Below are 17,293 nucleotides of genomic sequence, written 5' to 3'. Positions count from 1 at the left end.
TTGTAGATTCGTATGAACGGGGGTCATCGGCAACCTCTCCGTTTTCCTGGGGAAACGCGCGAAACAGACCGGAGACCGCGGACGGCGCCCCCCGGGCGTCCGGTTCCGGGCGGCGCGGGGTGGCTCCCGCCCGGCCCCCGAAGATCCATCGTAGGTTTCGAGACAAAGAACGGCGGCGACGAGATGCGGCTGCGCGCACTGCTGGACACCGACGCGCTGGGCCTGCGGCTGCTCGGCGGCGAGGACGAGCTGGACCGCACGGTCCGCGGGGTCATGACCACCGACCTGCGCGACCCGAGCCGCTACCTCTCCGGCGGCGAGCTGGTGCTGACCGGCCTGGCCTGGCGCCGGGACGCCGACGACTCCGAGCCCTTCGTACGGATCCTGGTACAGGCCGGCGTCGCGGCCCTCGCGGCCGGCGAGGCCGAGCTGGGCGACATCCCGGACGACCTGGTGCTGGCCTGCGCCCGACACCGGCTGCCGCTGTTCGCGGTGCACGAGTCGGTGGCGTTCGCCACGATCACCGAGCACGTGGTCCGGCAGGTCTCCGGCGAGCGGGCCGGCGACCTCGCGGCCGTCGTGGACCGGCACCGCCGGATGATGACCTCGGGCCCGGCCGGCGGCGGCCCGGACGTGGTCCTGGACCTGCTCGGCTCCGACCTCGACCTGCGCGCGTGGGTGCTCTCCCCCACCGGCCGGCTGATCGCCGGCTCCAAGGCGGCGGGCCCGGCGCTGCCCGCCGAGACCTGCGCCCGGCTCGCCGCCGAGCACCTGGCGGCCACCCGCACCGGCCGCCGCGGCCCCTACCGGGTCCAGCTGCACGGCACCCCGTACTCCCTCTTCCCGATCCGCTCCTCCGGCCGCTCCCCGCAGGCCTCCCGCGATGTGCGCGAGACGGTCCTGTCGGACTGGCTGCTGGCGGTGGAGGCCGACGCGGGCGACTGGCCCGGGGAGCGCCTGGACCTGCTCCAGGGCGTCACCCAGCTGATCGCCGTCGAGCGGGACCGCCGGGACGCGGCCCGCACGGTCCGGCGCCGGCTCGCCCAGGAGGTGCTGGAGCTGGTGGGGACGGGCGCCGCGCCCGCCGAGATCGCCGCCCGGCTGCGGGTGGCGGCGCCGGTGCTGCTGCCCGGCCTCGGGGCGGCCCCGCACTGGCAGGTCGTGGTGGCCCGGGTGGAGTGGGACGGGGACGAGGTCGACGGCGGCCCGGTCGCCCAGGCTCTGCTGGAGGAGGTGCTGGTCGACCCGCTGGCGACCGGCCCCGAGCCGTCCGACCGGATCGCCGTCGCGCACACCGGCGACGAGGCGGTCGCCCTGGTCCCGCTGCCCGCGGTCGCCACCGAGCACGACGGCTCGGAGACCGGCCTGCTCGCCGACGCCCTGCTGCGGTCGGTACGCGAGCCGCTGTCGGCGGGCCTCGACGACGACGGCCGGCTCACCCTCGGCGTCAGCGCGGCCGTGCACTCGGCGGAGGGCCTGCGCGGCGCCCTGGAGGAGGCCCGGCACGCCCGCCGGGTCGCCGCCGCCCGCACCGGCCGGGTCTGCGCGGCCGGCCACCAGGAACTGGCCAGCCACGTGCTGCTGCTGCCGTTCGTCCCGGACGACGTCCGCCGCGCCTTCACCGCCCGGCTGCTGGACCCGCTGAAGGACTACGACCGCCGGCACCGGGCCGAGCTGATCCCGACCCTGGAGGCGTTCCTCGACAGCGACGGCTCCTGGACCCGCTGCGCCACCCGGCTCCACCTGCACGTCAACACGCTGCGCTACCGGGTCGGGCGGATCGAGCAGTTGACGGGACGCGACCTGTCCCGCCTGGAGGACAAGCTCGACTTCTTCCTCGCGCTGCGCATGAGCTGAGGTCAGGGGAGGTCGGCGGGGCCGCGCGAGGGCGAGAACCGGTCACGGCCGCGCCCCCCACTTTGTGAAATCTTTCACCCACCCTCTTGGCCGGGCCCCGCGATTGGTGCTGGAATGCCGCCACCACTCAACAGCTCGATGGCGTGCTCGGGGAGGGCAACGTGGCGCATACCGCCATGTCTGGTAACGGAACCACCGGTGACGATCCGCTCCAGACCGCGGTATGGCGGTTGCGCAGCCGGGCCTGCTGGGCCGACGCGGCGGCCCTGCTGCCCGCCGACCGTCCCGCCCCGGCGCTGCAGCGGGCCGCCCTGCTGGGCGAACGGTGTCTGTACACCGAACGGGGCTGGGAGGAGGCGGAGGACGCGCTGCGTACGGCGGAGGCGCTGGCCCACAGCGACGAGGAGCGGGGGGCCGCCGCCTGCGAACGCGGTTACCTCGCCTACGCCTCCACCCTGCTCGGCGTGCGCGACCGGGCCGACGAGGCGCGGGCCGCGCTGGGCCGGGCGGCGGCGCTGATCCCGCCGGGGGCTCCGGGGCGCGCCCTGCTGGACTTCCGGCGCGGGCTGGTGGCCCAGAACCTGGCCGGCGTCCCGCAGGCGGCCCTCGCCGCGTTCCGCCGCGCGCACGCCGCCGCGATGACCAACGCCGACCCGCTGCTGCTGTCCTTCACCTGGCGCCATCTCGCGGGACTCGCGCTGCGGGACGGCGAGTTGGCGCAGGCGCGGCACGGTTTCGCCGAATCCCTGCGCATCCGGGAGGAGTTGGGCTACCTGGTGGGCACGGCGCCCGCGCTGGTCTCCCTGGCCGACACGGAGGAGGAACCCGAGGCGTCCCGCCTGCGCGAGGAGGCCGGCCGCCTCTTCCGCCTCCTGGGAGGCGTCCCCACCTGGCTGGCCCACCAACTGGCCCCGCCCACGCCGGGGGCGGCGACGGCGTAGCAGCTCGGACGGACACCGGCCGGGGCCGGGGGGGGAGGCCTGTTCCCGGCTCGGGCGGGTGCCACGGGGGGCGGGGCGGGAAGCCGTCCGGCCGGGGGCGAACCGCCGGGGGCGGCGCGGGAAGCCATACGGCCGGGAGAGAACCGCCGGGGGGCGGGGCGGGAAACCATACGGCCGCGGGCGAACCGCCGAGGGCGGGGCGTGAAGCCGTATGCCCGGGGGCGAACCGCCGGGGTCGGCGTGGGCATGGGGCCGGGGCCGACGGAAGCCATACGGCCGGGAGCGAACCGCCGGGGTCGGCGCGGGAAGCCGTACGCCCGGGAGCGCGCGGCCGGTTCCGGCGTGGGCTGTCGGTCGTGGGTCAGGTCGCGCCTGCGAAGTGCTCTGCCACCAGCCGCCGCACCACGTCCACGTCGCCGGCGGTCAACGCGTCGAGCAGCGCCGTGTGTTCGGCCGCGTCGGCGACCAGTTCGGCCCTGCCCCGGCGGACCGGCGGCCACTGCGAGCGGCGGTGGAGGTCCTCGGCGATCCGCACCAGCTGCTCGTTGCCGCACAGGGCGAGCAGCGCACGGTGGAAGGCGCGGTCGGACTCGGCGTACACCGCCGGGCAGCCGGAGGCCGCCGCGCGTACCGTCTCCTCCGCGAGCGGCCGCAGCTCGGCCCACCGGCCGGCCGGCACCGTACGAGCGAGGCGCAGCATCACCGGCACCTCGATGAGCGCGCGCACCTCCGCCAACTCGGCCAGCTCCCGCGCCCCCCGCTCGACCACCCGGAAGCCGCGGTTGGGCACGACCTCGACGGCGCCCTCCAGCGCGAGCTGCTGCATGGCCTCCCGCACGGGCGTGGCCGAGACGCCGAAGCGTTCCCCGAGCACCGGCGCCGAGTACACCTCGCCCGGCCTCAGCTCGCCGGTGACCAGCGCCGTGCGCAGCGCGTCCAGGATCTGCCCGCGCACCGAGGACCGCTGCACCGCGGCCCGCGGCTCGCGCGGCTGGACCACCGGCCGCTCGCCGTGGGTGTGCTCGCCGCGCGCCGCGCCCGGCACCGCGGCGTCCCGCTCCCGTACCCAGTCCGCGGCGGGACTCTGCTGCGGCGGCACCCCGGCGGCCGGCGCGCCCGGGGAGCCCTGCACGCCCTGCTTCACGGGTCCTCCTGGCGGCTTGTCGGCACTTGGGGTCATTGACGACGGGTTGTCGGTTGTCCGTCAAGCACCATAGGCGCAGTGGGCGGCAGTTCAAACTCCACCGACCTCCGAGTAAGGTAAGGCTTACCTGTTCAGCCCGGTCCGCGCGCGCGGACGCGTCCGAGGAGGATGGTTCCGCCATGCCCGCTGCGGCCACGCCGCTCACCGCCGCGTACGACCGCCTCGCCACGGCCTTCCCGGGCCTGGCCGTGACGGAGCTGGGCCCGGACGAGGAGGCGCCCGTGGGCGCGGGCTGGACCGCCGCCGCCGACCTCGCGGCGGGCGGCGCGGAGCTGGACGCCTTCCTGGCCTGGGACGCCGCCCAGGTGGTGCGGGACTACGGCCGCCCGGCCCGCCCGGACGTCGTCGCGAGCTTCGGCCTGCACCGCTACGCCTGGGCCGCCTGCCTGCTGATCACCGTCCCGTGGTTCCTGCACCGCCGGGTGCCCCGGCTGCCGGCGACCCACGTCTCCTACGACCGCACCGCCGGCCGGATGGCCGTACGCCGCCCCGTCTCCCTGGCCTGCCTGCCGGGCGACCCGTCCGCCGCGCTGCCGGGCACGGTCGTCGTGGCGGACGAGGAGGCGCTGCGGGCCGAGGTGCGGGCGGCCGTGGCCGAGCACCTGGAGCCGGTGCTCGCCGCCTTCGGGCCGCGGATGCGGCGGCGCGGGCGCGCGCTGTGGGGCATGGCGACCGACGAGGTCGTGGAGGGGCTGTGGTACGTCGCCCGGCAGTTCGGCGAGCGGGAGGCGGCGCGGGCCGAGCGGGAGCTGGGGCTGCTGCTGCCGGGGGCAACCCTGCCGTACGCCGGTTCCGCCGGGTTCCGGACGCCGACCGGGCCGGACGACGCGCCGGTGCGCACCCGGGACCGGGTGAGCTGCTGCATGTTCTACACCGTCCGCCCGGAGGACGTCTGCGCCACCTGCCCGCGCACCTGCGCCCGCGAACGGCTCGCCGGCACGGCGGTGTCCGCGGCCGCCTGAAGGGCCACCCCGCCAAGTGAGGCACAACTCCCCCACTCGTCACGGGAACTTTCCGAGGAACCATCCGTACGGGTAGTCTTACTCGAACTCAGCTCCCGCCCCTCACGCGGCAGTTCGAGCAGAACGCCGTCCCGGGCATCCCCTTGCACCTTCTTGGCGGCCTCTTGCCCCGAAACCCCCTGAGGGGCCTCGGGAGTGGGCCACTATGGCGGGCGTTACGCCCTATCCCCATGCAAGGGACCCCTGATGAGACTGACCGACATATCGCTGAACTGGTTGCTTCCGGGCGCCGTACTGCTCCTGGGCGTACTGGCGGCGGTGGCGGTGCTCGCGCGCGGCAAGCGCTCCTCCGGGGAGAACGCGAGCGCGGACGATTCCTGGGAACGCAGCGAGGAGCGGCGCAGACGCAAGGAGGCCGTCTACGGCACGGCGTCCTACGTCCTCCTGTTCTGCTGTGCGGCGGTGGCGGCGGCCCTGTCCTTCCACGGCCTCGTCGGCTTCGGTGAGCAGAACCTCGGGCTGACCGACGGCTGGCAGTACCTGGTGCCGTTCGGCCTGGACGGCGCGGCGATGTTCTGCTCCGTCCTCGCGGTGCGCGAGGCCAGCCACGGCGACGCGGCCCTCGGCTCCCGGATACTGGTGTGGCTGTTCGCGGCCGCCGCGGCCTGGTTCAACTGGGTGCACGCGCCGCGCGGCGCGGGGCACGCCGGTGCGCCGCAGTTCTTCTCCGGCATGTCGCTGTCGGCCGCCGTGCTGTTCGACCGCGCGCTGAAGCAGACCCGCCGGGCCGCGCTGCGCGAGCAGGGCCTGGTGCCGCGTCCGCTGCCGCAGATCCGGATCGTGCGCTGGGTGCGGGCTCCCCGCGAGACCTACAGGGCCTGGTCGCTGATGCTCCTTGAGGGCGTGCGCAGCCTCGACGAGGCCGTCGAGGAGGTCCGCGAGGACAAGCGGCAGAAGGAGCAGGCCCGGCAGCGGCGGCGGGACCAGCAGCGCGTGGAGCGTGCCCAGTTGAAGGCGATCAGCCGGGGCCACCGCGGCTTCGCCGGCCGGGGTGCCGGCCGGGAGGTCGAGGTCCAGGTCGAGCGTGGACCGGCGCCGGCGACCGCGGAGCCTGCCATAGCCGGCGCGGACCAACTGCCCGTCCGCGCTCGCCCCTCCCTTCAGCCGGTGCCCACCGGGGCTGAACCGGTGACCGTCGACCTCACCGCCGAGGACGACACCATGGCCCTGCCCCGCCTGGACTCCCTGGAACGCAAACTCAAGGACCTGGAACAGCAGTTCGGCTGACCACGGACCACGCCCCGGGGGCCGGGGCGCGCACCCGCACGACCCCGCCCCCGGCCCCGGCGTCGGTCAGGCCGCGTCGGCGTCGAGGTGGAACCAGACCGACTTGCCCACGCCATGGGGTCGTACGCCCCAGGCGTCGGCGAGGGACTGCACGAGCAGCAGGCCGCGGCCGTGGGTGTCGTCGTCCGTGGCGCACGCTCTCGGCTCGGGTCTGCGGGCCACGAAGTCCCGTACCTCCACGTGGAGTTCGCCGTCCTCCACGACGGCTGTGAGAACGGCGTCGTCGTCGGTGTGGACGAGCGCGTTGGTGACGAGTTCGCTGGTGAGCAGTTCGGCAATCTCCGAGCGGCCCGGTTTGCCCCAGTGCCGCAGCAGTTCGCGCAGCGCCCGGCGGGCCTCCGGCACCGCCCTGAGGTCGGCCCGGCCCAGTGTGCGCCGCATCCGTAGTGCGTGCTCCGTGATGGTGTCGGTCTCTTCCCCCGTAGTCGCCGAGAAGGCCCCTGCGGTCAAGGGACCGCCCCCTCGTGCCTGCCTCTTCATGACCCCCGCCCGCACGCCGCCGGTCCCTGCCCTTCCTGGTCGAACACGTTCACGGGGGGATGCTTGCCCAGCACGCTCAGGGCCAGTCCTGGGGTATGCCCGATGACCGGCGGTTCGGCCATGTCCGCACCCCGCCCCGTCCGGCCGCCCCGCCGTGCCGCTACCCCGCCTCGGGCTCCCCGGGCGCCGCTGGAGGCCACGGACGCCCCGTCACAGCGGTCCGGGCGCCTCCGGCACCGGCTGCCGCCGCGCCGTCACGTCCCGTGAAACTGGCCGAAACCACCCCCCTACGACCGGGGCACGGCGGCGCCCCGGCGAGCCGCTTCGACTTCTCCACCCGCACCCTGTACGCGGCACGTGCCCGGGCGCCGGCGGCGCGGTCGGGATGGGCGTCGTCGGTCCGCTCCCTTTCCGTACCCGCGGGATCGGACCCGCAGCGTCCCGGAGTCTTCGGGGCCGCCGTCAGGCCTCCCACACGGCGGCCGCCGTACGGTCGTCGGCGTAGCCCTTCACCCGCACCTGGGCGTCGGCGAGGAAGGCGGCGAGACCCGGCGGGGTGCGGCCGGACCAGCGACGGGCCAGGTGGGCGCCGAGGGCGGGCTCGCCGCGCAGCGGGTCGGCCAGGCCCGCCGAGCACATCACCAGCGCGTCACCCGGGCGGGCCACCGAGGCCCGGAACCGGAACGGTTCGCGGGGCGGCCACGGCTCCGGCTCGGCGGGCTCGAACGGGCTCGGCGGGGCCGGGATGCCGAGGTCCATGGTCAGCCGGTCGCCCCCGGGGGTGCGCTCCGGCGGGGAAGCGGAACCGGCGGCGGGGGCGTCGGCGCCGTCGTCGGGCACGGTACGCGGCTCGATGTCCTGCCAGGCGCCGTCCCGCAGCCGGAACAGACCGCCGTCGCCGACGCCGAAGAACACACGGGTACGGCAGCCCGGGTCGGCCGGCAGCAGCAGACAGCGCAGGCTCGCCGTGGGTTCCCCGGGGTCCAGGCCCTGTTCGGCGGCGCTCGCCCGGAGCCTGCCGAGGGCGCGGTCGGTGAGCCGGTGCAGACCGGCCTTCAGGTCGCCGCGCCGGGCCGCCCGCAGGTCCTCCACCAGCCGCTGGTGGCTGCGGCCCACCGCCTGCCCGATCCACCGGCACGCCTGGGCCGCCGCCAGGTGCGCGACCGGCACGCCCCGCGCGCCGGTCGCCAACGCGACCAGCACCAGCGCCTGTTCGCCCGCCCCGAACCGCGCGGTCAGCAGCGCGTCCCGGCGCGGCTCGCCCCGGTAACGGGCCGAGTCCCCGCGCAGCGACACGGCCCGCAGGGTGCACGTCCCGTACCGGGCGCCGTCCAGCACGGTGTCCGCGACCGGTTCCCCGAGGCCGTCCGGGTCGGCCAGGGGCAGCGCGGTGGGCTCGGGGTCGTAGGTGGGCGGCCCGGAGCCGACGTAGACGGGGGCCGGCTCCGGTACGGGGGCGGGCTCGGGGTCGGACACGGGGTCGGGCTCGGAGACGCGGTCGGGCTCGGACACGATTTCCGGCGCCGTCCGCTGCGGCGGCACGGCCGCCGGTGGGGGCTGCGGGGGTGAGGGCTCGGGTGGCGCCGACTCAAGGGTGTCCCTGGTGCTGATGGTCTCTGTGGTGTCGCTGGTGTCCGTGGTGTCCGTGGAGCGCCTCGCCACCGCGTTCCGCGCCGAGGCGAAACGGTCGTCCAGGGAATCGGGCGCCGCCGTGGGACCCGTGTCCTGGGGTGAGTCGTCGTACAGCTGCCCCCACCAGTCGTCCTCGTGACGGGCGGGTCGTCCCCCCTGCTGGTTCATGCCCCCGATTGTCCACCGCACAGGCCGTGGTAAACCGGGGCATCGGGAAAATCCGGCGCATCGGGCGCGCCGATCCGCGCGTCGAGTGAGGCAGTGAACTCCCGTACGAGTGACGGCTGGTGGCCGCCGGGCGGCCCCACCCCCCACGGGAGGACCACCCGGCGGCGACCGAGGTGGCCCGGCCCCGTATCCCCTCCGTGCGCTCGCGCACGTGCGGGCCCGGGCCACGGCCCCGGACCGAAACGGGGCACGGCGGTGAAACGTGTACACGGCCGCGCGCTCCTCGGTGCTGCAACCCTGGCAGAGCCGCCACCGGTACGGCGATGATGTGCGGCGGCGGGTTTGCGCCGTGGCCGGTTTCCGCCAGGGCGTGCCGCTTCCGTGGCGGTTTCGCAGAGAGGGACGCAGATCGATGCTGGCAGCGCTGGGACTGGACGAGGCGCACGAGGCGGCGTACCGGGCGCTGGTGTCCGTGGGCGCGGCCGACGTGGCCGACCTGGCGCGGCGCCTGACCCTGGCCGAGCAGGACACCGAGCGGGTGCTGCGCCGGCTGGAGGGGCACGGGCTCGCGGCCCAGTCCCCGGCGCGGCCGGGCCGCTGGGTGGCGGCGCCGCCCGGGGTGGCGCTGGGCGCGCTGCTCGCCCAGCAGCGGCACGAGCTGGAGAAGGCGGAGCTGGCGGCGGCGCTGCTCGCGCAGGAGTACCGGGCGGCGGCGGTGGCCGAGCCGGCCGTGCACGACCTGGTGGAGGTGGTGACCGGTGCCTCCGCGGTCGCCCAGCGCTTCCTCCAGCTCCAGCTGGGCGCGACCGAGGAGGTGTGCGCGCTGGTCACCGGCAACCCGGTGGTGGTGTCCGGCATGGAGAACGACGCCGAGGAGCAGGCGGCCGGGCGCGGGGTGCGCTACCGGGTGGTGGTGGAGCGCTCGGTGCTGGACCTGCCGGACGGGCTGACCGAGCTGACGGCGGCGCTCGGCCGGGACGAGCGGGTCCGGGTGGTGGACCGGGTGCCGACGAAGCTGGTGGTGGCCGACCGTTCGCTCGCGATGGTACCGCTGACCTCGCGGACGGCGGAACCGGCCGCGCTGGTGGTGCACGCCGACGGGCTGCTGGAACTGCTCGGCGGGCTGTTCGAGTCGGTGTGGCGGGAGGCGCTGCCGCTGCGGCTGGGCGCCTCGGGGGTGACGGAGCAGCAGCCGGACGGCCCCGACGCCATCGATCTGGAGGTTCTCTCGCTGCTGCTGGCCGGCCTGACCGACGCGAGCGTCGCCAAGCAGCTCGACCTGGGCTTGCGGACCGTGCAGCGCCGGGTGCGCCGTCTGATGGAGTTGGCCGGCACGACCACCCGCCTCCAACTGGGCTGGCACGCCCGGGAACGGGGCTGGGTGACCCGGGACGACGCCGGCTGACGGAGATGCGGGCGCAGTGGTTCACCCGGAGTGGCCCGGCCGCCCGGAGCGGAGCGGCCGGCGGATCAGGACGTGCTGCACGGTGTCGGCCACGACGGCCATGCCGGCGTCGTCGAAGTGCAGATGGTCGCCGGGGTCGTAGGCGGGCAGGATGCGCCGGGGGTCGGCCGGGTCCCGGACGGCCGCGTCGGCGTCGGCGACCGCGTCGAAGAGGCCGCCGGTGCGGATGAGGGTGTTCACCCGCTGCCGTACCGCCTCGCCGGCGGCGGTCCAGGCCGGGTAGCCGAGGTACGGGGTGAGGGTGACGCCGACGACCCGGATGCCGCGGGCGTGGGCACGGGCCACCAGGGTGCGGTAGGCGTCCGCGAAGGCGGCGGGGTCGCTCGCCCACGGGACGCCCTTGATGTCGTTGATGCCCTCGAAGACGACCAGCACCCGTGCCCCGGCCCGGTCCAGGGCGTCGGCCTCCAGGCGGGCCAGGGCGCTCGGTCCGGTGCCGTCGCGCAGCAGCCGGTTGCCGGCCAGGCCCGCGTTCAGCACACCGAGCCCGTGCCGGGACAGCCGCGCGGCGAGCCGGTCGGGCCAGCGGCGGTTGGTGTCGGGGCTGGAGCCGTTGCCGTCGGTGAGCGAGTCCCCGAACGCGACGACGCTGCCGGCGGCGGTCCCGCGGACGTCGACCCCGGTGACGTAGTACCAGCGGCTGGTGGTCGCCGGGTACCCGCCCCCGTCCTCGTCGGCGGCCCGGCCGGCGCCGGCCCGGGTCAGATAGCTGGTCTGCAGGGCGGTGCGGTGGTAGGTCGCGGGCCCGGAGTCGTCCGGTGTGTAGACGGTGACGAGCAGGTCCGCCCCGGCCCGTACGGACAGCGGCACCGGATCGGTGACGGTGTCCGTGCCCGGCGGGACGGTCGTCTCCGGGGCGCCGTGGAAGGTGGCGGTGCGCAGCGTGCCGGGTACGGCGGCGGGGCCGGCCCCGCGCAGCGCGACCGTGACCGCGCCGAGGCGCAGCGGCCTGGTGCCGAGCCGGTTGCTCAGCCGGACGCGGACGGCGACACCGCCGACGCTGAGGTGGACGACGTTGCGGACGGCGGCTCCGGGCAGCGCGGCCGCGGTTCCGGAGGGGGCGGTCTCCCAGCTGCCGGTCCAGGGCAGCGGGGCCGGCTCGGCGACGGTCGGTGCCGTCAGGCCCGGCAGCAGCGCCGGGAGGAGGACCGCGAGGACCCGAACGACCCTGCCCATGTCTGCCCGCCCTTCCCCGGGTCCCGTCGGGGACCGCCCCCGTGGCCCGTCGAGCCGACGGTGCCACACGGCCGGCCCGCGCCGCCGGAACACCGGGAGCCAACCACCCACTCGGCGCAACGCGGCCACCACGGGGCGGGGCCCGGGTCGGGTCATCGACCCGAAGAAGAGGGGGAAGGAGCCCGATTGGCAACTGCTCCCCGGGCGCCCGCCCCGCGCACCACACCTACGCCCAGCGACCCCGCTTCGCCTCCATCGCCGCCCTCCCGGCCGCTCCCTTCCGTTTCCAGTCCCGTCGGATCTCCGCACGGAGCCGTGCGTCGGTCTTGGCCACGATCCACCGGTTCTCCCGGACCAGCTTCCGGTAGCTGTCCAGTCGCCGCTCGGGGAGCTCCCCGCTCTCCACGGCGGACCGCACCGCGCACCCCGGCTCCGTCTCGTGCGCGCAGTCCTGGAACCGGCACTGCTCGGCCAGTTCCTCGATCTCGGAGAACACCTGCCCGACGCCGGTCTCCGCGTCGTACAGGCCCACACCGCGAAGCCCGGGCGTGTCGATGAGCACCCCGCCGGAGGGCAGCGCGAGCAGGTTGCGGGTAGTCGTGGTGTGCCGTCCCTTGCCGTCGACGTCCCGGGCCGCCCGCACGTCCATGACGTCCGTGCCGACGAGGGCGTTGGCCAGGGTGGACTTGCCCGCGCCGGACTGGCCGAGCAGCACGCTCGTACCGGAGCCGACCAGCGCGACGACCACGTCCAGGCCGTCGCCGTGCAGGGCGCTGATCGGGAGGACGGGCACGCCGGGCGCGCTGGTCTCCACGTCCTGCACGAGATGGGCCAGGGTGACCGGGTCCGGCACGAGGTCGGCCTTGGTGAGGACGACGACGGGCTGCGCGCCGGACTCCCAGGCGAGGGCGAGAAAGCGTTCGACGCGGCCGAGGTCGAGTTCCACGGCGAGGGACACGGCGACGACGGCGTGGTCGATGTTGGCGGCGAGGATCTGCCCCTCGGACCGCTGGGAGGAGGTGGAGCGGACGAACGCGGTGCGGCGCGGCAGGTACGCCCGCACATACCGGGGGTCGCCGTCGGGGTCGACGGCGACCCAGTCCCCCGTGCACACGACCTTCATCGGATCGCGGGGCACGACGAACTCGGTGTCGGCGCGGACGACTCCGTCCGCGGTGACGACGTCGCACTGGCCGCGGTCGACCCGGACGACGCGGCCGGGCACGAGGTTCTGCTCGGCACAGGGAGCGAACTCGGCTTCCCAGTGCTCGTCCCAGCCATAGCGGGCCAGAGGGTGCGACGAAGCGGAAGAAGCCGAAGGAGAGGAGAGGTTCAAGGGGGACCCTTCACAAGGGCGGCCCCGGCTCCGCGCACGTGTGCGCTGTGGGAAAGGTCAGCCGGCGGCCACGGAGGTGGAGTGGATGATCACCTGGTTGCGGGCAACGCCCATCGCAGAGACAGCCATCGGTCACACCTCCCGTTCCTCACTCAGCCGACTGCGGCGACCCATGGCCGCCGCGCGAAGCGGTCCTCACACTAGAGCGACAGCCGCCCCGGTGCCACCGATTTACAGCCCGCGCAGATAGCCGGGGTGGGGTCCCAGGCAGCGAGGCGGGCCCATTCACCAGGGCACGGGCGTTCCGTCCCAGGAGAAGAAGCCACTGGTGGGGCCGTCGTCCGGCAGCAGGGCCAGGCGGAGGGCACCATGGGCGGCCTCGGCCGGGTCGTCGCCGGCAGCGGCGGCCCCGGGGGTGAGGTCGGTGGCCCGCAGGCCGGGGGCGAGCGCGTTGACCTTGAAGCCGTCCTCGGCCAGCGTCTGGGCGTAGAAGACGGTGAGGGCGTTGAGGGCGGCCTTGGACGACCGGTAGGCGGCGGCGCCACCGCTTCCCGGGGTGAACTGGGGATTGGGGTGCGTACTCCAGGTCAGCGACGCGGTGCCACTGGAGATGTTGACGATGCGCGGGTGCGGGGACCGGCGCAGTGCGGGCAGGAAGGCATTGGTCACCGCCATCACCCCGAACACGTTGGTCTCGTATGCGCGCCGGAACTCCTCGACGCCGGTGTCGGCCGGCGAGGCCGGCGAGGGGGCGATGCCGGCGTTGTTGACCAGCACGTCCAGGCGGTCCACCTGAGCCGCGGCCTGGGCGATGCCGTCGGGATCCGTCACGTCGAGGACCAGCAGCCGGGCGCCGGCGCCGATCTCCTCGACGGCCCGCTGTCCGCGCCCCCGGTCGCGTGAACCCACGTACACGGTGAGGCCCTCGGCGGTGAGCAGCCGGGCGATGTGCTTGCCGATGCCCTTGTTGGCACCGGTGACCAGAGCTGTGCGATCGTTCATGGCAACTACGGTCCCCTGACGGTGGGCGCCCCGCCAGGGACAACCTGTACCAGGCAGGCGGCAGGAGGCGGCATGGCGCGGCAGGAACTGGCCCGCTTCCTGCGGGACCGCCGGGCGGGCCTGCGCCCGCACGAGATCGGCCTGACGACGACGGGCACCGCCCGCCGCACGCCGGGCCTGCGCCGCGAAGAGGTGGCGGACCTCGCCCACATGTCGGTCGACTACTACACGCGGCTGGAGCAGGCCCGCGGACCGCGGCCGTCGGCCCGGATCCTGGACGCGCTGGCTCAGGCGCTGCGGCTCACACCGGCCGAGCGCAGCCACCTGTTCCGCCTGGCGGGATCGAGCGCGCCGCCCGGCGGCAACGTCGTGCGGCGGGTACGCCCGCACGTGGCCCGGATGCTGGAGCGACTGCCGCGGACCGCTGCCATCGTCACCGACGCGGCGTACGGCGTCGTCGCCTGCAACCCCCTGGCCCAGGCACTGCTCGGCGGCGACCTCGCAGGCGGGACGACAAACCTGGCCCGGCGCCGCTTCCTGGGCCAGGGACGGATGTACGAGAGCACCGGCGCCGAGGAGTTCGGGCACATCGTGGTGGCGCGGCTGCGCCGGGCCGCCGACCGCTACCCCCAGGACCCGCAGCTGACCGCCCTGTTGGCCGAACTGCACGCCAGCAGCGAGGAGTTCCGGCAGATCTGGCAGGCACGTCCGGTCCACGCTCCCGGGCACCGCACCAAGACCATCGACCACCCGGAAGCCGGCACGCTGCGGTTGAACTGTGACGTCCTGCTCGTACCCGAGGAGGACCAGGAAGTCGTCCTGATCACGGCCGACCCCGGATCACCCGCCTCGCGGGCCCTGCACAGACTGACCAGGCAGACGACCTGAAACGGAAGACGCGCTCACCGTGACCCGGCAGCCGAGGAGCGATCCCTCTAGGCCGAGGTCCATGATGGGCTTGATGGCCTGCGCTGTTCGAGAGCCGTCGGGGTCCGGGCCGTGTAGGTCCGCCCAGCTCTCGAACAGCGCACGGACCCCTTCCCATCCGGGCCCCGGGATGAAGTGGCAGAGGAACGTTGGCTGATCAATTGCGTACTGCCGTAGCTCGCCGATCGGGGTGTCGCCCTGTGTGAGCCACCACGTCCCGTTGACTACCGCTCCCTTCAGCCACGACTTCAAGCGGGTTGCCTGAGCTCCCGAGCTCCGTAGTGTCGAATTGTCCGTCGAACTGGCTCCCCCACGCGAAAGTTCATCAGACGTGTGGGCGGCCCCCCGTCCGATTCTGTACTCCGATCAAGGAATGCACCGAACCAGAACGAAGGCCGTGGGGATGAGCCTGCCGCACCTCGATGTCCCGGGGAAAGCGTTCGCCGAAGCGTCACGCTTCCGGGACGACTTCTTCGACTGTCTGACCGCCCGCGGGGACGAGCAGTTCGAGCTGGCCGAGGCGCTGCTGTGTGCGGATAGGCCGGTGACCTCGCTGGTGGACCTGACACTGGTGGCCGAGCACCGGCGTGGGCACGGCGCGATGTACGAGGCGTTGAAGCACGGAGACGTGGACGTGCCCGTCTGCGGCAGCTGCTGGCCGGTCTGCCGATGCCGCGGGCCGCCGACGGGCGCCTGGTCCCGGCGGTCGACGTCAGCAACTGGCTTCGCCCCGACGCGCCGACCAGCGCGGACCGCCTGTTCTGCCACGTCTACGGCCGCAGCGGACGGTCCTCGGACCAGTTCATCCAGGGCTGGCCCTTCTCCTTCGTCGCCGCCCTCGAATCGGGCCGGACGTCCTGGTGCCAGCTGCTGGACACTGTCCGTCTCGGACCCGAGGACGACGTCGCCGAGGTCACCGCCACCCAACTCCGCTGTGTGGTCACGGACCTGATCGAGATGGGCCGCTGGCACTTCGGCGACCGCGACATCCTCATCGTCTTCGACGCCGGCTACGACGCCCCGCGCATGGCCCACCTCCTCGACGGCCTCCCGGTTGAGGTGCTGAGGCGGATGCGCTCCGACCGCGTCATGCGAGGGCCGACGCCCTCGCTCAAGGAGTACGCCCTGGCCTATACCAGGGCGGGCGACCGCCGAAGCACGGCAAGAAGCTCCGCTTCGCCAAGCCGCAGACCTGGGGCAATCCGGACGCGACCACGACGCAGGTCACCGACCGGTACGGCACCGCCCGCGCGATGCCTGGGACCGCATCCACCCCCGTCTGACCACCCGCTCCGCTTGGATCGACCACACCGGCGAACTCCCCATCATCGAAGACACGCTGATCCGCCTCCAGATCGACCGCCTGCCCGGCGGAGGCGACCCGCTCCCGCTCTGGTCGTCCGCCACCGGCTTGAACAGCGAGGACGTCGACGTGCGCTGGCAGGCCTTCCTGAGGAGGTCCGACATCGAGCACCTCGTCAGGCTGATGAAGCAGACCCTCGGGTGGACCCGCCCAAAACTGCGAACCCCCGAGGCCGGCGAGCGCTGGACCTGGCTGATCAACGCCGCCCACACTCAGATCCGCCTTCTGCGCGAGGTCGCCGTCGACTTGCGACGGCCGTGGGAGAAGCCCGCCAAGTCTGGCCGGCTCACCCCGGCCCGAGTCCGCCGGGGATTTCGGAACCTCCGCCCGCACCTGCACTGTCCGGCCTGTGCACCGAAACCCGCAACTCCCGGACCTGAAAGGTCACTTGACTCCAAGAACCAGCGGCCCGCCTCCCGTTACGACGTGGGCGAGACCGTGAAACGACCCGAGAGCATCATCGAACGAAACCGACTCAGACCATAGAGAACAAGCTGAGCATCCTGCGTGTCGGACAGCGCGCCGAGCGAGGCGAGGGGCCGGTCTCTGAACTCACCGGCCCCGGCCTCACCTTGTCAGTGCAGATCAGTCGGTGAATCGGGGCCGGAACAGACCCTGTCGGCCCCGCTCGCGTCGCGCCGAAGCTGCCAAATCTGGGGTGGGGCACTGGGGGGTGCGACCACTCGTGAGGCTGCCGGCAAACCGGTGAAGACGAACGGATGCTGCTCCAGCAGACGGGCCGCTTTCGCTGCGGGCACCCACTCGGCGTGGTTCACGAATCCGTCGGGGTCCGCAACGATAGGCGTACCGTCCGCCACCGTCACTTCGAAGGCGAGAACGGTCGCAGTCGTCCCAGGAGCGGGGATTTCGTGGGGGTCTCGATGGTGCGGCGTCGGATTGTCCAGCTGAGCACAGTAGGCCAGCGTGGTCACTTGCCCGACATGAAGTCCGGTCTCCTCCATGACTTCTCTCCGAAGGGCATCCAGCACCAACTCTCCTGGCTCGCAACGGCCTCCCGGAAGGGCCCACGTTGTATCCGGGCCATCCGGGCCGTACTGGCGTACAACGAGGACTTCATCGCCCCGCCTCGCAACTGCCGCAACAAGGAGTGGCGGCTGGTGGGTACTCGGCCTGGCCTCACCCACGGGATCGGGCTCTCCGTCAGCAAATGGCACTCGTGTTCCCTTCTCGCATTCTCGGGCATGCCCCCGCTGGGATCCAGACTCGCACGGGCCGGATCGGGAGTGCGAGTTCGGCTTCGATCTCAAATCCGGGGCGACGGGCGGTCCCGCAACCCCCTCAACGCGGGTTGGCCACCGGGAGCTGGACTGTTCCCGCCTTAGAGCTCGTAACACGATCTTGTGGATGTGTGCTGGTCGGCCGTGACCAGTACGACGATTCCGCCGTTCGTGAGGTGTGGGGAACCGGCCGTG

13 protein-coding genes and 1 pseudogene are annotated in these 17,293 nt (G+C 74.0%); 7 read left to right on the top strand and 7 right to left on the bottom strand.

Annotation, left to right across the window (positions count from 1 at the left end):
* The first annotated feature begins 183 nt into the window (after window positions 1-183).
* Complete coding sequence (locus tag ACZ3ZD_RS30615; RefSeq protein ID WP_467404326.1) at window positions 184-1,857, top strand: PucR family transcriptional regulator; 1,674 nt, start codon at window positions 184-186, stop codon at window positions 1,855-1,857.
* Between the two features lie 176 nt (window positions 1,858-2,033).
* Window positions 2,034-2,798 (top strand): hypothetical protein, encoded by a 765-nt coding sequence (locus ACZ3ZD_RS30610; RefSeq protein ID WP_467404323.1) that lies wholly within the window; start codon window positions 2,034-2,036, stop codon window positions 2,796-2,798.
* A gap of 361 nt (window positions 2,799-3,159) precedes the next feature.
* On the opposite strand, the gene ACZ3ZD_RS30605 is transcribed toward ACZ3ZD_RS30610, so the two are convergent.
* A complete protein-coding gene (locus ACZ3ZD_RS30605) occupies window positions 3,160-3,942 on the bottom strand; it encodes a GntR family transcriptional regulator (protein ID WP_467404320.1) in 783 nt (260 codons plus the stop codon).
* A 179-nt stretch (window positions 3,943-4,121) separates the two neighbouring features.
* Here ACZ3ZD_RS30605 and ACZ3ZD_RS30600 point away from each other — a divergent pair, with 179 nt between their 5' ends.
* Both ACZ3ZD_RS30600 and ACZ3ZD_RS30595 read left to right on the top strand, forming a co-directional pair.
* Window positions 4,122-4,964 (top strand): (2Fe-2S)-binding protein, encoded by an 843-nt coding sequence (locus tag ACZ3ZD_RS30600; RefSeq protein ID WP_467404317.1) that lies wholly within the window; start codon window positions 4,122-4,124, stop codon window positions 4,962-4,964.
* Between the two features lie 246 nt (window positions 4,965-5,210).
* Window positions 5,211-6,251 carry a DUF2637 domain-containing protein gene (locus ACZ3ZD_RS30595; RefSeq protein ID WP_467404315.1) on the top strand — a complete coding sequence of 347 codons (1,041 nt, stop codon included), beginning with the start codon at window positions 5,211-5,213 and terminating at the stop codon, window positions 6,249-6,251.
* A 66-nt stretch (window positions 6,252-6,317) separates the two neighbouring features.
* Here ACZ3ZD_RS30595 and ACZ3ZD_RS30590 read toward each other — a convergent pair whose 3' ends face one another.
* Window positions 6,318-6,791, bottom strand: a complete 474-nt coding sequence (locus ACZ3ZD_RS30590; RefSeq protein ID WP_467404311.1) for an ATP-binding protein — start codon at window positions 6,789-6,791, stop codon at window positions 6,318-6,320.
* Window positions 6,792-7,253: 462 nt separating this feature from the next.
* Window positions 7,254-8,591, bottom strand: a complete 1,338-nt coding sequence (locus ACZ3ZD_RS30585) for a protein phosphatase 2C domain-containing protein (protein ID WP_467404310.1) — start codon at window positions 8,589-8,591, stop codon at window positions 7,254-7,256.
* Between the two features lie 412 nt (window positions 8,592-9,003).
* Between ACZ3ZD_RS30585 and ACZ3ZD_RS30580 the strand changes: the two genes are divergently transcribed.
* Window positions 9,004-9,996 carry a helix-turn-helix domain-containing protein gene (locus tag ACZ3ZD_RS30580; protein WP_467404307.1) on the top strand — a complete coding sequence of 331 codons (993 nt, stop codon included), beginning with the start codon at window positions 9,004-9,006 and terminating at the stop codon, window positions 9,994-9,996.
* Window positions 9,997-10,017: 21 nt separating this feature from the next.
* On the opposite strand, the gene ACZ3ZD_RS30575 is transcribed toward ACZ3ZD_RS30580, so the two are convergent.
* From ACZ3ZD_RS30575 to ACZ3ZD_RS30565, 3 genes are all read right to left on the bottom strand, one after another.
* Complete coding sequence (locus ACZ3ZD_RS30575) at window positions 10,018-11,232, bottom strand: GDSL-type esterase/lipase family protein (RefSeq protein WP_467404305.1); 1,215 nt, start codon at window positions 11,230-11,232, stop codon at window positions 10,018-10,020.
* A 226-nt stretch (window positions 11,233-11,458) separates the two neighbouring features.
* The gene (gene rsgA / locus ACZ3ZD_RS30570) at window positions 11,459-12,568 is read right to left on the bottom strand and encodes a ribosome small subunit-dependent GTPase A (protein ID WP_467404303.1); all 1,110 of its coding nucleotides are present in this window, start codon (window positions 12,566-12,568) and stop codon (window positions 11,459-11,461) included.
* A 285-nt stretch (window positions 12,569-12,853) separates the two neighbouring features.
* Complete coding sequence (locus tag ACZ3ZD_RS30565) at window positions 12,854-13,570, bottom strand: SDR family oxidoreductase (RefSeq protein ID WP_467404300.1); 717 nt, start codon at window positions 13,568-13,570, stop codon at window positions 12,854-12,856.
* A gap of 72 nt (window positions 13,571-13,642) precedes the next feature.
* On the opposite strand from ACZ3ZD_RS30565, the gene ACZ3ZD_RS30560 reads away from it, so the two are divergent.
* Window positions 13,643-14,458: a helix-turn-helix transcriptional regulator gene (locus tag ACZ3ZD_RS30560; protein WP_467404297.1), complete on the top strand. Its 816-nt coding sequence runs from the start codon at window positions 13,643-13,645 to the stop codon at window positions 14,456-14,458.
* 442 nt (window positions 14,459-14,900) lie between these two features.
* Window positions 14,901-16,346: pseudogene (locus ACZ3ZD_RS30555) on the top strand (NF041680 family putative transposase).
* Between the two features lie 89 nt (window positions 16,347-16,435).
* Here the strand turns inward: ACZ3ZD_RS30555 and ACZ3ZD_RS30550 are convergent.
* On the bottom strand, window positions 16,436-17,005 hold the full coding sequence (locus ACZ3ZD_RS30550) for an NUDIX hydrolase (RefSeq protein WP_467404293.1): 570 nt from the start codon (window positions 17,003-17,005) through the stop codon (window positions 16,436-16,438).
* Window positions 17,006-17,293: the final 288 nt, after the last annotated feature.

The sequence above is a fragment of the Streptomyces sp. NPDC023481 genome, from assembly GCF_055560195.1.
Note: the sequence above shows the minus strand (reverse complement) of the source record. Positions and strands in the feature narration are given on the sequence as shown.